This is a genomic window from Amycolatopsis azurea DSM 43854, assembly GCF_001995215.1.
Classification (GTDB): Bacteria; Actinomycetota; Actinomycetes; order Mycobacteriales; family Pseudonocardiaceae; genus Amycolatopsis; species Amycolatopsis azurea.
Genome location: NZ_MUXN01000020.1, coordinates 102,994 through 116,184, shown reverse-complemented (window position 1 = coordinate 116,184; position 13,191 = coordinate 102,994). Strand labels below are relative to the sequence as shown.

Annotated in this window: 15 protein-coding genes; 8 read left to right on the top strand and 7 right to left on the bottom strand. The window is 70.9% G+C overall.

Annotated elements, in window-relative coordinates:
- Positions 1-51: 51 nt before the first annotated feature.
- Positions 52-330, top strand: coding sequence for a hypothetical protein (locus B0293_RS25715; RefSeq protein ID WP_005155593.1), 279 nt, complete (start codon positions 52-54; stop codon positions 328-330).
- On the opposite strand, the gene B0293_RS25710 is transcribed toward B0293_RS25715, so the two are convergent.
- Positions 327-827: a MogA/MoaB family molybdenum cofactor biosynthesis protein gene (locus tag B0293_RS25710; RefSeq protein ID WP_005155592.1), complete on the bottom strand. Its 501-nt coding sequence runs from the start codon at positions 825-827 to the stop codon at positions 327-329. The two genes, B0293_RS25715 and B0293_RS25710, sit on opposite strands and share 4 nt — an antisense overlap.
- Before the next feature lie 128 nt (positions 828-955).
- Here B0293_RS25710 and B0293_RS25705 point away from each other — a divergent pair, with 128 nt between their 5' ends.
- Positions 956-2,017 carry an NAD-dependent epimerase/dehydratase family protein gene (locus tag B0293_RS25705; RefSeq protein WP_005155591.1) on the top strand — a complete coding sequence of 354 codons (1,062 nt, stop codon included), beginning with the start codon at positions 956-958 and terminating at the stop codon, positions 2,015-2,017.
- 71 nt (positions 2,018-2,088) lie between these two features.
- Positions 2,089-2,892 carry an MBL fold metallo-hydrolase gene (locus B0293_RS25700; RefSeq protein ID WP_005155590.1) on the top strand — a complete coding sequence of 268 codons (804 nt, stop codon included), beginning with the start codon at positions 2,089-2,091 and terminating at the stop codon, positions 2,890-2,892.
- Here the strand turns inward: B0293_RS25700 and B0293_RS25695 are convergent.
- The 3 genes from B0293_RS25695 to B0293_RS25685 are packed head-to-tail and all read right to left on the bottom strand — an operon-like array spanning position 2,889 to position 5,999.
- Positions 2,889-3,938, bottom strand: coding sequence for a sensor histidine kinase (locus tag B0293_RS25695; RefSeq protein ID WP_005155589.1), 1,050 nt, complete (start codon positions 3,936-3,938; stop codon positions 2,889-2,891). The genes B0293_RS25700 and B0293_RS25695 overlap by 4 nt on opposite strands.
- Complete coding sequence (locus B0293_RS25690; RefSeq protein ID WP_005155588.1) at positions 3,935-4,636, bottom strand: response regulator transcription factor; 702 nt, start codon at positions 4,634-4,636, stop codon at positions 3,935-3,937. The genes B0293_RS25695 and B0293_RS25690 overlap by 4 nt, the downstream gene beginning before the upstream one ends.
- Before the next feature lie 10 nt (positions 4,637-4,646).
- Positions 4,647-5,999: a hypothetical protein gene (locus B0293_RS25685; RefSeq protein WP_005155585.1), complete on the bottom strand. Its 1,353-nt coding sequence runs from the start codon at positions 5,997-5,999 to the stop codon at positions 4,647-4,649.
- A gap of 131 nt (positions 6,000-6,130) precedes the next feature.
- Between B0293_RS25685 and B0293_RS25680 the strand changes: the two genes are divergently transcribed.
- From B0293_RS25680 to B0293_RS25660, 5 genes are read left to right on the top strand one after another with little or no spacing between them, the layout of a single operon-like run.
- On the top strand, positions 6,131-6,787 hold the full coding sequence (locus tag B0293_RS25680) for a glycosyltransferase family 2 protein (RefSeq protein ID WP_005155583.1): 657 nt from the start codon (positions 6,131-6,133) through the stop codon (positions 6,785-6,787).
- Positions 6,784-7,428 carry a TIGR04282 family arsenosugar biosynthesis glycosyltransferase gene (locus B0293_RS25675; RefSeq protein ID WP_005155581.1) on the top strand — a complete coding sequence of 215 codons (645 nt, stop codon included), beginning with the start codon at positions 6,784-6,786 and terminating at the stop codon, positions 7,426-7,428. Before B0293_RS25680 ends, B0293_RS25675 begins: the two co-directional genes overlap by 4 nt.
- Positions 7,425-8,045 (top strand): methyltransferase domain-containing protein, encoded by a 621-nt coding sequence (locus B0293_RS25670; protein WP_005155580.1) that lies wholly within the window; start codon positions 7,425-7,427, stop codon positions 8,043-8,045. Before B0293_RS25675 ends, B0293_RS25670 begins: the two co-directional genes overlap by 4 nt.
- On the top strand, positions 8,042-9,109 hold the full coding sequence (locus B0293_RS25665; RefSeq protein ID WP_005155579.1) for a molybdopterin-dependent oxidoreductase: 1,068 nt from the start codon (positions 8,042-8,044) through the stop codon (positions 9,107-9,109). Before B0293_RS25670 ends, B0293_RS25665 begins: the two co-directional genes overlap by 4 nt.
- The gene (locus tag B0293_RS25660; RefSeq protein WP_005155578.1) at positions 9,106-9,516 is read left to right on the top strand and encodes a hypothetical protein; all 411 of its coding nucleotides are present in this window, start codon (positions 9,106-9,108) and stop codon (positions 9,514-9,516) included. Before B0293_RS25665 ends, B0293_RS25660 begins: the two co-directional genes overlap by 4 nt.
- 120 nt (positions 9,517-9,636) lie before the next feature.
- Here B0293_RS25660 and B0293_RS25655 read toward each other — a convergent pair whose 3' ends face one another.
- The 3 genes from B0293_RS25655 to B0293_RS25645 all read right to left on the bottom strand — a co-directional run bounded on the left by B0293_RS25655 (position 9,637) and on the right by B0293_RS25645 (position 13,055).
- The gene (locus B0293_RS25655; RefSeq protein ID WP_005155576.1) at positions 9,637-11,103 is read right to left on the bottom strand and encodes a S1C family serine protease; all 1,467 of its coding nucleotides are present in this window, start codon (positions 11,101-11,103) and stop codon (positions 9,637-9,639) included.
- A 72-nt stretch (positions 11,104-11,175) separates the two neighbouring features.
- On the bottom strand, positions 11,176-12,258 hold the full coding sequence (galT, locus tag B0293_RS25650; protein WP_005155575.1) for a galactose-1-phosphate uridylyltransferase: 1,083 nt from the start codon (positions 12,256-12,258) through the stop codon (positions 11,176-11,178).
- Positions 12,255-13,055, bottom strand: a complete 801-nt coding sequence (locus tag B0293_RS25645) for a DeoR/GlpR family DNA-binding transcription regulator (protein ID WP_005155573.1) — start codon at positions 13,053-13,055, stop codon at positions 12,255-12,257. Before B0293_RS25645 ends, galT begins: the two co-directional genes overlap by 4 nt.
- Positions 13,056-13,191 lie beyond the last annotated feature (136 nt).

Here is a 13,191-nt window from a genome sequence, read left to right as displayed (position 1 = left end):
TCCATTTTCGCACCGGTCGCGGGGTCCGCCGACCGGTGGGACCATCACTGTATGGGCATTGTCGACAAAGCGAAGGGACTGGCCGCGCAGGCCGTCCACAAAGCGGAAGAGGTCGCGGGCGAAGTCCGCGAGAAGGCCGGGCCGCTGGCCGAGAAGGCGGGCGACGTCGCGGCCAAGGGTGTCTCGGTCGCGTCGGCCGGGGCGAACAAGGTCACCGGCGGCCGGTTCGAGGACAAGATCGGCCAGGTCACCGAGAAAGTGGAAGGAGTACTCCACCAGGACAAGAAGGACGAGCCCGGGCCGGAGCCCGGACCCGCCGCCAAGAGCTAAGCCTCTTCGAGCCCGGAAAGCTCGTCGATCACGTACGGCACGAGCGACGAGAGCGTCGCCATGCCGTCGCGGACGGCCGCGCGCGAACCCGCCAGGTTGACCACCAGCGTGCTGCCGGAGACGCCGACGAGCCCGCGGGAGATGCCCGCGTCCACCGCGCCGGCGGCCAGTCCGGACGCGCGCAGCGCTTCGCCGATGCCCGGGATCGGGCGGTCGAGCACACCGGCCGTCGCGTCGGGCGTGCGGTCGCGCGGGGAGACCCCGGTGCCGCCGACGGTGATCACCAGGTCGGCACCGCCGATCACCGCGGTGTTGAGCGCGTTGCGGATCGCGGCCGTCTCGGCCTCGACCACCACGACACCGTCGACGATGAACCCCGCCTCTTCGAGCAGCTCCGTGACCAGCGGTCCCGTGTTGTCCTCGTGTTCGCCGTGGGCGACCCGGTCGTCCACGATGACCACCAGTGCGCGGCCCAGCCGTTGTGCGCTCCGTTCCATACGCACACCGTATCCGGTTTCGGCTGATCTTCGCTCCCATGGTGCCGGGCGGCGCGAGTTGTGACGATTCCCTGACGTGAGCCGCTGATCCGGGGCCGTCGGCGAAGATCAGCCCTAGCGTCGGGATAGTGCGAACACTGGTAACCGGCGGGGCCGGGTTCATCGGCTCCCACATCGCCGATCTGCTGTCCGATCAGGGCCACGAGGTCGTCGTCCTCGACAACCTCCTGCGCACCGCCCACGGTTCGTCGCGTCCGCCCGGGTACACCGGACGTCACCGGTTCCTGCGCGGCGACGTCACCGACACGGAGCTGGTCGCCGAACTGCTGGACGGGGTCGACGCGGTCTGCCATCAGGCCGCCGTCGTCGGGCACGGCGTCGATCCGTCCGACGCGCCGTCGTACGCGCTGAACAACGACTACGGGACGGCCGTGCTGCTCGCCGCGATGCACCGGGCGGGAGTCCGGAAACTGGTGCTCGCGTCGTCGATGGTCGTCTACGGCGAGGGTCGCTACGAGTGCCTCATCCACGGGATCGTCCCGCCGTCGCCGCGGAAACAGTCCGATGTGGACGCCGGATGCTTCGAGCCCGCGTGCCCGGCGTGCGGCGCCGAACTCGACTGGCGGCTGGTCCCCGAGGACGCGCCGCTGCGGCCGCGAAGCACGTACGCGGCCACCAAGCTCGCGCAGGAACACCTCGCGGCGGCGTGGGCCCGTCAGACCGGCGGGACGGTCTGGGCCATGCGGTACCACAACGTCTACGGCCCCCGGATGCCGCAGAACACCCCGTACGCGGGCGTCGCGTCGCTGTTCCGGTCCTCGCTGCTGCGCGGCGAGGCGCCGACAGTGCTGGAGGACGGCAAGCAGCAGCGCGATTTCGTGCACGTCCACGACGTCGCGAGAGCGAACGTCCTGGCGCTGACCACCGACGGGCCCGAAGGCGACCTGACCCCGCTGAACATCTGTTCCGGACAGCCGCACTCCGTCGGCGAACTCGCCGTGGAACTCGCGAAGGCCTGTGACGGCCCGGCTCCGAAGATCGCCGGTGGCGCGCGGCCTGCCGACGTCCGGCACGTCGTCGCCGACCCCGTCCGCGCCGAACGGCTGCTCGGCTTCACCGCGCGAACCGGTTTCGCCGAAGGCATCGCCGGGTTCGCCACCGCTGAACTGCGGGAACCGGTCGCTTCCTGAAACCGGGAACAGACCCGGCCCCCGCTCGGTTGTCGTTCCCGGCAACGGAATCGACTTTTTTGGGGGTTTTGGTGGGCATCACCGTCGGAGACATCGAGATCGAAGCGATCGGGGACGGCCTGATCCGGCTGCCGCTCGCGTTCTTCCCCGGTCTCGACCCCGAAGCCCACTCGGACGTCTTCGACGAAGACGGCACCGTGCACGTCCCGACAGGCGCTTACCTGATCCGCGGCAACGGCCGCACGATCCTCGTCGACACCGGCCTCGGCCCGCGCGAGTTCGCCTTCCCCAAGGGGATGACGCCCGCCAAGGGCGACCCCACCCCGCCGATGGGCACGGGAGGCGACCTCGCGGCCGCGCTGGACAAGGCGGGCTGCCCGGTCGGCGAGATCGACACCGTCTTCCTCACCCACCTGCACAACGACCACATCGGCTGGATCGCCCCCGAAGGCGACCTGACCTTCCCCAGTGCTCAGGTCGTCTTCGGGCAGCTCGACTGGGAAGCCCTGATCGAGCCCGCCGAGACGGGCGCTTGGCCTCGCGTCGGCATGGAGACCGCGCGCGGCGCGGGCCTGACCGAGGCGATCAGCGGCGACGACGTCGAGATCGCGCCCGGCATCGTGGCCCGGCACGCCCCTGGCCACACGCCGGGTCACTACGTCCTCGACATCACCGCGGACGACGAGCGCCTGCTGCTGCTCGGCGACGTCCTGCACACGCCCGCGCAGCTGACGGACACGCGGGTGGGCTTCCTCGGCGACGTCGACCCGGATCTCGCGCTCCGCACCCGGCGGCGCTTCCTCGCCGAAGCCGAAGAGACCGGCGCGCTCATCGCGCCGGCCCACTTCCCGGACATGGGTTTCCTGCGCCTCTAGGGCATCGCGAGCGGCAGCCGGACCTCGAAACGGCAGCCCGGACCGTCGTTCCGGACGCCGATGCGGCCGCGATGGGCCTCGACGAGGCCTTTCGCGATCGCCAGCCCGAGTCCGCCGCCGCTCGCCAGCCCGCCGCGCTCGGGCGTCCGCGCGGGCGTCCCCCGGAACGCGACGTCGAAGACGCGCCCGATCTCGTCGTCGGGGATCCCGCCGCAGCCGTCGGAGACCGCCAGCAGCGCCTCGCCGCCTTCGATGCCGATCTGGACCGCGACCGTCCCGTCCGGCGGGGTGTGCCGCACGGCGTTGGACACCAGGTTGCGCACGATCCGCGCCAGCTCCGGGTCGCTGCCGGAGACGACCGGCCACACGGTGGCCTGTTCGATCATCCGCACGCGTTTCTGCTCGGCGAGCGGGGCCTGCGCGGCGACGGCGTCGCTCACGACGTCGCGCAGCGGCACGGCGGCCATGGTCAGTTCCAGCGCGCCCGCGGTGATCCGCGACAGCTCGAACAGATCGCCGACCATGCCCGACAACCGCGTCGTCTCGCCGCTGATCCGCCGCGCGTACCCGGTGACCTCGATCGGCTCGGCGACGACGCCGTCCGCGACGGCCTCGGCCATCGCCTGGATCCCGGCCAGCGGGCTGCGCAGGTCGTGGCTGATCCACGCGACGAGTTCGCGCCGTGACGCCTCCGCCGCGCGCTCCCGTTCCCGCGCCTCCCGCTCCCACACGCTGCGGCGCGCGATCGCCCGCCCGAGCATGAGCGCCGCGGGCACGGTCACCAGCGCGACCAGCAGGCAGACCAGCGTCATCGTGGTCAGCGCGGGGGTGAACATGAACCCGCTGATCCCGAGCACCGCGACCAGCGTCGCGAGCACCGGGATCAGCACGAGAAGCGTCATCGTGCTGGCCAGAGAACCTCGTCTGAGCAGGTACAACGCCAGCCAGCCGAGCAGCACCACCGGCACCGCGAACATCAGCGCGAACGGCAGGATGTGCCAGGCGTGCGTCAGCATCTCGCCGAACGACTCCCCGGAGCCGATCACGGCCGCACCACCGGGTCGTACCGGTAGCCGACGCCCCATACGGTGGCGACGCGGACGGGTTTGGCCGGATTCCGCTCGATCTTCTCCCGCAACCGTCTGACGTGGACGGTCACCGTGGACTGGTCGCCGAAGTCCCAGCCCCACACCTTCTCCAGCAGATCTGCGCGGGAGAACGCCACGCCGGGATGGGCGAGGAAGAACGCGAGCAGATCGAATTCCCGGCTCGTCAAAGGAAGTTCGACGCCGCCGAGGGTCGCCTGCCGTGCCGTCATCTGCAACGAGAGGTCCCCGTCGGTGACGGTGCGCGCCGCGGGTTCGGGCCGCGGCATCCGCGCCCGCCGCAGGACCGACGCCACGCGCAACGCGAGTTCCTTGGGGCTGAAGGGTTTCGTGACGTAGTCGTCGGCGCCGAGCTGGAGCCCGGCGATCCGGTTCTCCTCCTCGCCGAGCGCGGTCAGCATCACGACCGGCACCTGGCTCACCTGCCGCAGCCGCCGGCACACTTCGAGCCCGTTGAGGCCGGGCATCATGACGTCGAGGACCACGAGGTCCGGGCCGGTCTCGGAGAACAGCCGCAGCCCCTCGGTGCCGTCCCCGGCGACGTCGACCTCGAAGCCCGCGACCTCCAGGTACCGGCGGACGACGTCCCGCACGGTCTCGTCGTCGTCGACCACGAGCACGCGGCCTTGCTCAGTCATACGGTCCACCTCACCAGCTCGTCAGCACCAGATGGTTCACCACCAGCGCCGTGGCCGCCGACGCGGCGAGCCACCATTGCCGCCCCTTCGACGGCAGCAGCGCCACCGAGGGCAGCAGCCACACCTCGAACGGTAGCCAGATGCGTTCGACCTCCGCCTTCGACAGGCCGGAGAGGTCGGCGAAAGCGATCGTCAGCGCCGCGGCCAGCACGATCAGGACGACCGGGTCGCGAAACGACCGTTTCGGCTCGGCGAGGAACGCCGCCCCGGCCCGCCGCGTCCCGGCGATCACGGCCGGTCCGATCGCGATCAGCACCGCCGCGATGTCCGCCCACACCCAGTAGGAGTACGGGCGCAGCGTCGCGATCCCCTGGTAGTAGCGCTCGACCACCAGGTGATACCCGTCGACCCACCAGAACCCGGTCAGCGCGAACGCCACGACGACCACCGCGACGCCCGCCGCGGCGGGCAGCAGGATCCGCCACTCGCGGGTCAGCAGGACGACGGCCAGCACGATCACGCCCAGCAGGACGAGACCGTACGAGAGGAAAAGACCGAACCCGAGCAGCAGGCCGCCGGGGAGCGCGAGGATCCGCCGTCGCGTGGCGAGCGCCAGCAGTGCGATCCCGGTCGCCGTCACCCCGGCGAACATCCCGTCCGCCGAGACGCCGAGCCAGATCGCGCCCGGGGTCAGCACGGCGAACGGCAGGACCGTCCTCGCGGCGTCCTGCCTGCCCAGCGCAGAGAGCGTCACCGGCACCGCGACCACGGCCAGGCAGCCGACGAGCACGACGAACGTCGAAGCCCAGGCACCGCCGTGCAGGCCGAGCCTGTCGAGCCAGACGAAGACCAGCGTCGCGCCCGGCGGATGCCCGGAGACGTGTGTCGTCCACGAGTTCGGCTGGTAGTCGAGGATCCGCGAGGAGAACTCGCTCAGCATCTTCGGGATGTCGGTGATCCCCGGGACCTCGTGCAGGTATTCGTGCTCCGTGGCCAGCCTGCCGGTGAACCCACGCGCCCAGCCGTCGATCATCGCCAGCGAGAACGTCCACACCAGCGCGGTCACGTAGCCGAGCGCGAGCAGCGGACGCCAGCTCAGCCGCGCGGCGAGCAAGGGACCTTTGGTGACGACGAGGAGCGCGAGCACGACGGCGGCGATCGACCCCGGCCCCACGTGCGGCAGCCACAATCCGAACAGCGGCGGCGCGAACGCGTAGATCACCACGCCGGAGCCGGGACGGTTGTAGTAGAGGCCGACCGCGATCGCGGCGGCGACCACGAGCATCGCCAGCCCGACGGCGATCAGATCGGCCCGGCGGCCCGTGCGGGAAGGGGCGGTGACAGTGGACATCACCGGCACCATAACCGGATTCCCGGTGCCCGGCGGTACGGAGACGCGGTCCGTCAGAACTCGGTAAGAACTTCACCGACGTCATGATTCGGTAAGCACCACAAGGGTTTTCGTCCGTCCACCCCGGACTTAACGTGCGATGGGTGAACGATGACCAGGTTGACGTCGTGCTCCCCTGTCTCGACGAGGCCGGTGCCCTCCCCGGGGTGCTGGCGGCGCTGCCCGCGCGCTATCGGGCGATCGTGGTCGACAACGGCTCCACGGACGGTTCCGCCGAGATAGCGGCCGGGCTCGGGGCGAAGGTCGTCCATGAACCCCGGCGCGGCTACGGCGCCGCCGTGCACACCGGGCTGGAGGCGGCCACGGCGGACGTCGTGTGTTTCGCCGACGCCGACGGTTCGCTCGACCTCGCCGAACTGCCGATGCTGGTGCGCGGGCTGGCCGACGCCGATCTGGCCGTCGGACGCCGGGTGCCGTCCAGGCCCGGAGTCTGGCCGTGGCACGCGAGAGCGGGCAACGCGCTGATCTCGTCCCTCTTGAGGCGCAAGGGATTGCCGGTCCGCGACATCGCGCCACTGCGGGCCGTCCGGCGGCGGGCACTCCTCGACCTTGACGTCACCGACCGCGCCTTCGGCTACCCGCTCGAACTGCTGATCAAGGCGCGGCGTGCGGGCTGGCGGGTCGCCGAGTTCGACGTCTCGTACGGCGAACGCGCCAAGGGGACGAAGTCGAAGGTCTCCGGCTCGCTGCGCGGAACCCTCCGCGCCGCAAGGGATTTCGGGCGGGTGCTGAGCCGATGACCTTCTGCTTGCTGATCGTCGCCAAGGCGCCCGTGCCCGGCTTCGCGAAGACGCGCCTCTGCCCGCCCGCGACCCCGGAGCAGGCCGCAGGGATCGCGGCCGCCTCGCTGCTCGACACCCTCGACGCCGCCCTGCTGACCCCGGACGCACGCGTGGTCGTCGCACTGACCGGCGACCTCGGCAGAGCGACGAAGGGCAAGGAAATCGCCGCTGTAATCCGGAAAACGGAGGTGATCCCCCAGCGCGGCGAAGGTTTCGACGTCCGGCTCGTCAACGCCCACGCCGACGCCTCCCGCCCCGGGGAACCGGTGCTGCAAATCGGGATGGACACCCCTCAGGTCACCCCTGCCTTGCTGGCCGAGGCCGCGAACCGGCCCGAAGACGCCGTCCTGGGACCGGCGGAAGACGGCGGCTGGTGGGCGCTGGGACTCAAGGATCCTTTGCACGCCAAGGCCCTCGCCGGGGTCCCGATGTCGCGCGACGACACGGGCCGCCAGACTCTGCGCGCACTGGCCGACGTCGGTCTCGACCCCGGCACCCTGCCCGCCCTGTCCGATGTGGACACGATGGCGGACGCGCGCCGGGTCGCGGACCTCCGGCCGGGGAGCCGGTTCGCCCGAGCGGTGGCCGAAGTCCGGTGACCGTCTTCGACCGCGGCCTGCTCGGCCACCGCTGCTGGCTGGAACTGGCGACCGGCGAACGCGTCGACCTGCCGGTGGACCGCTGGACGGCCATCCCCTGCGACGGCGACGACGTCCTCCTCGACGCCTGTGACGGTCCGACCCTCGACGTCGGCTGCGGACCCGGCAGGCTCACCGCCGCGCTGTCCGAACGCGGTGTCGCCTCGCTCGGCGTCGACATCTCGGCCACCGCCGTGCGCCTCACCCACGCCCGGGGCGCCGCCGCGCTCCACCGGGACGTCTTCGACCGGCTGCCCGGCGAGGGGCGCTGGCGGCACATCCTGCTCGCCGACGGGAACATCGGCATCGGCGGCGACCCGCTCCGGCTCCTGTCCCGGATGGCGGAACTGGTCGGCGACGGCGGCACGGTGCTCGTCGAACTCGACCCGCCCGGCCGCGGCGTCCGTCAGGACCGGGTCCGGCTGGGGCCCGGCAGTGATGACACCGATGGCGCCTGGTTCACCTGGGCGTGGGTCGGCGTCGAGGCGATCGCGGAACTCGCCGCCGGCACCGCGTTCCGGGTCGCCTGGGCCACCCGCCGCGACCACCGCTGGTTCGCCTGCCTGGAGAAAGCATGAACGCGACTTCCGAGCGGGTGACGTCCCGGATCGGGCTCGCCCTCGCCGTCACCTTCACCCTGTGCTTCGTCACCGGCCTGATCAGCCATCTCGTCCAGCATCCGCCGTCGTGGTTCGGCTGGCCGAGCCGCCCGGTCTGGCTGTACCGGGTCACGCAGGGCACGCACGTCATCTCCGGGATCGCGTCGATCCCCTTGCTGCTGGCCAAACTCTGGAGCGTCTACCCGAAACTGTTCGAGCGCCCGGTGATCCGTTCCCTGCCGCACGCGCTCGAACGCCTGTCGATCCTGGTGCTGTCCGCGGCCGCCTTCTTCGAACTCGTCACCGGCCTGTTCAACGTCGCGCAGAACTATCCGTGGAACTTCTACTTCCCGCAGCTGCACTACGCGGTCGCGTGGGTGGCCATCGGCTCGATCCTGGTGCACGTCGCGGTGAAACTCCCGATCGTCCGCCGCTCGGTCGCGCAGGCCCCCGAACCCTCGCGGCGCGCCTTCCTCCGCACGACGTGGCTGGCCGCGGGAGTCGCCGTCGTGGCGACGGCCGGGGCGACGGTACCGTTGCTGCGCACCGTTTCCGGGCTGTCCTGGCGTAGCGACAAGGGGCCGCAGGGCCTGCCGGTGAACCGGACCGCCGAGGCGGCCGGTGTCGTGGCCACGGCGAAAGACCCGAACTGGCGGCTGTCCGTGGTGACGCCGAAAGGCACGAAGACCTACTCGCTGGAAGAACTGCGCGCGCTCCCGAGAACCTCGGCCGAGCTGCCGATCGCGTGCGTCGAGGGCTGGAGCCAGTCCGCGCGGTGGAGCGGTGTCTCGCTGCCGGAGTTGTTGCGGCACGCCGGAAGCACACCGGGTACCCCGGTCCGGGTGTTCTCACTGGAGAAGGCCGGGCCGTACGGGATCAGCGACCTCCCCGGCGAGCACACCGCGGACGAGCTCACCCTGCTGGCACTGGAACTCAATGGCGAGGTACTCGACGCCGACCACGGCTTCCCGTGCCGGATCATCGCCCCGAACCGGCCCGGCGTCCTGCAGACGAAATGGGTCACCCGGTTGGAGACGCTGTGAAAACGGTGCGACTGCTGCTGTTCCTGCCCGGCCTCGGCGCGCTCGCCTGGGGCGCGATGTTGTTCGCCGAGTACGCCTTCCCGCTGCGCCCGGACGTCTTCGGGACGCTCGGCTGGCTCGCCGGCGGCCCGCTGGTCCACGACCTGCTGGCCGCGCCCCTGGCCGGTGCCGTGGGATTCGTCCTGAGCAGGTTCCTGCCGGAACGCTGGAAGACCCCGGTCAAGACGGGTGCCGTCCTCACCGGCGTCCTGACGGTGATCGCGTTCCCGTTGCTGTGGCGGCCTTTCGGCGGCGCCCGGAACCCGGGGCTGCACGACGCCGACACCGTCACCGGCCTGCTCGTCACGCTCGCCGTCGTCTGGCTCGGCGTCCTCGTGGCCGCGCTCGTCCCGCGAAAAGCGCGTTAAAAGGGCCACGCACGACCGGGATTGGCAGCCGGTCGCGCGTGGCCTCTGGGTCCGGCCCGCTGGGGGTTCGAGCCGGGGTTTGGTCTCGGCCGCGCACTGCGGCCGAGCGTCTGTGAGGAACTAGTTCGGGGTGACCGGCTGTCCGCCGAGGGTCACCTCGATCACCTTGCCACCGCTGAGGGTGAACTTGACCTTGTCGTTCGGTGCCCGGGTGCGGATCTCCGCGACGAGGGCGTCCGCGTTGGGGATCGCCCGCTCGTCCAGCTTCGTTACGACGTCGCCGGATTTGAGGCCCGCCTTCTCGGCGGGGCTGCCCGGGGAGATCTCGCCGAGCTGCGCGCCACCTGTCGGCGCGGTCTGCACCCGTGCGCCGATGAAGGTCTGCGTCGCCTGGCCGGTGTTGATGATGTCGTCGGCGGTCCGGCGTGCCTGGTCGATCGGGATCGCGAAGCCGATGCCGACGTTGCCGCCGCTCTCGCCGCCCTGGCCCTGTGCGGACTTCGGGCTGTAGATCGCCGAGTTGATGCCGATGACCTGGCCCGCCATGTTCGCGAGCGGGCCTCCGGAGTTGCCCGGGTTGATCGCCGCGTCGGTCTGCACCGCCGACATCACCGTGGTCTGGTCGCCGCCGCCACCGGCGCTCACCGGCCGGTTCAGCGCGCTGACGATGCCGGAGGTGACCGTGCCCGCCAGTTCGAACGGCGAACCGATGGCGACCACCGGCTGCCCGACGCGCAGGTCGTCGGACCGGCCGAGCTCGACCGGGGTCAGGCCGCTGACGCCGCTGACCTTCACCACGGCGATGTCCGTCGTGGGGTCACGCCCGACGACGGTCGCCGTGCCCTTCTTGCCGTCCTGGAACACCGCCTGGATCTGCCCGCCGCCACCGGCGGCGACCTCGACGACGTGGTTGTTGGTCAGCACGTAGCCGTCGGTGCTGAGCACGAAGCCGGAGCCCTCGCCCGCTCCGGACCGGCCGGACACCTGCAGCTCGACCACGCTCGGCGACAGCTTCTGCGCCACGGACTCGACCGAACCGGCGGGCAGGTTGCCCGTCTGCTGGGCGGGTTTCGGCGCGTCGAGCGCGTTCACCGACGAGCCGCCGGACGCGTCGCCGGTCAGGTAGCCGACCGTGCCGCCCGCGACCCCGCCGACCACCAGCGCGATCGCCGCGACACCGGCGAGCAGCTTGCCCGAGGTGGACTTCTGCGCCTGGCGCTGCTGCGGGACCGCGTAGACAGAAGGACCCGGTTGGGTGAACGGCGTCTGCTGGCCGGGGATCTGGTGTCCCTGGGTGTACGGGTTCTGCTGGGCCTGGGTCTGGGTCTGCTGTGTCTGGGCCTGGTGCTCCTGAGCGGGTGCCTGCTGTGGCTGAGCCTGGGCCGACCACGGGTTGTACTGCTGCTGTTCCGGGCTATAGGCCTGCTGCGCTCCGGTCTGCGGAGTGGCATGGCCGCCGAGGCCGGTCGCGTCAGCCTGCTGCGGCGCAGGCTGTGCGGCCCAGCTCGCGCTCTGCTCCGCGTCCGGCTGGGTGCCGGCGGGCCGCGCCTTCTCGGCGTCCTGGGCGCTGGGGTCGTTCTCGGTCATGTCCTCACCTTGCGGGATGGTCCTGAGAAGTTCCTGAGCCAAAGCTGTGCATCGCACATGAGTATGGCCCCGTCAGCGGGTGGCGCGCAGCCTGTCCGCGATCTGCTCGGGGGTGGCGTCGTTGATCCACACGGCCATTCCGGACTCCGACCCGGCCAGGTACTTCAGCTTGTCCTTGGATCGAAGGACCGAGAACACCTCCAGGTACAGCCAGCCGAGCTCGCGATCACGTTTGGCGGGCGCCTGGTTCCAGGCCGCGATGTAGGGCAGCGGCCGGTCGTAGAGCCCGTCGCAGCGGCGGAGGACTTCGAGGTAGACGTCGGAGAAGTCGTCACGCTCGGCGTCCGACAACGCGGGGATGTCGGGCACCTGGCGATGCGGCACGATCTGGACCTGCACCGGCCAGCGCGCGGCGGGCGGCACGAACGCCGTCCAGTGCTCGCCCGCGACGACGACCCTCGCCCCGGACTCCCGCTCGGCTGCCAGCACGTCCCCCATCACCGGACGGCCGTGCTCGGCCTCGTAGGCGCGGGCGACCTCCAGCAGCCGCTCGGTCTTCGGCGTGACGAACGGGTAGCCGTAGATCTGACCGTGCGGGTGATGCAGCGTCACGCCGATCTCTTCACCGCGGTTCTCGAACGGGAAGACCTGCTCGACACCGTCCATCGCGGACAGTTCGGCGGTGCGGTCGGCCCAGGCGTCGACGACCGCGCGGACCTGCTTCGCGGTCAGCCCGGCGAAAGAACCGTCGTGGTCACTGGTGAAACAGACGACCTCGCACCGGCCGACGCCCGGCGCGATCGGCACCAGACCCGCGCCGTCCACTGTGGACGACTCGCCGATGACGGTGCGGGAGAAGGAAGGGAAGCGGTTCTCGAACACCGCGACGTCGTAATCCGGCTCCGGGATCTCGCTGGGCTTCCCGGGTTTCGTGGGGCACAGCGGGCACAGGTCGGCGGGCGGTTTGTAGGTCCGCGTCTGCCGGTGCGCGGCCATCGCCACCCATTCGCCGGTCAGCGGGTCGCGCCGGATCTCCGACGCCGCCGCGACCTGCGGCAGATCTCGCGTGTCCTCGGCGGTGCGCTCGGGCGCGCCGGGCGAGTCGAAATAGATGATCTCCCGGCCGTCGGCCAGGTGCCTAACCGTGCGCTTCACGCTTCTTCAGCCTCAGCCGTCTCCGCCGTTTCGGCGATCATCAGCTCACCCGCCTGCTCGGTGAGCTTTTCCCTTGCGTTGTCGGACAAACCGTCGTCCGAGACGACGACGTCGGCTTCTTCGAGCCCGGCGATGGTGGAGATGCCGACGATTCCCCATTTGGTGTGGTCGGCCAGCACGACCAGTTTGCGGCCCGCTTCGACCAGCGCCCGGTCGGTCTCGGATTCGGTGAGGTTCGGCGTGGTGAACCCCGGCCCGTCGGCCATCCCGTGCACACCGAGGAAGACGATGTCCAGATGCAGGGAACGCAGGCTCTGCACGGCGACCGGCCCGACGAGGGCGTCCGACGGGGTGCGGACGCCGCCGGTGAGGACGACCGTGCGATCCGGCTGGTTCGCGCCGCGCAGCACGTCGGCGACCTGGATGGAGTTCGTGACGATCGTCAGGCCGGGGACCTCGTCGAGTGCCCTGGCCAGCGTCCAGGTGGTGGTGCCCGCGGAGATGCCGATCGCGGTGCCCGGCCGGACCAGCCCGGCCCCGAGGGCGGCGATGGCCTCCTTCTGCGCGCGCTGGCGCACGGATTTGGCCTCGAACCCCGGTTCGTCGGTGCTCTTGCCGACGATGGAGGTGGCACCGCCGTAGACCTTCTCGACCAGGCCGCGGGCGGCCAGCACGTCGAGGTCGCGGCGCACCGTCATATCGGAAACACCGAGCCTCGTGACGAGGTCGCTGACCCGGACCGCCCCGGTCCGGCGCGCCTCCTCGAGGATCACCGCCTGTCGTTGCCGCGCGAGCACGAAGCCTCCGATGACTACACTGGATCAACTACACAAAATCCTACACGATCAAACAAGGCGCGACGAGCGGAACCGCCTGCCACCATGAGGCCATGGCCAGGATTCGCGACGTCGTCTTCGACTGCCGGCATCCGGC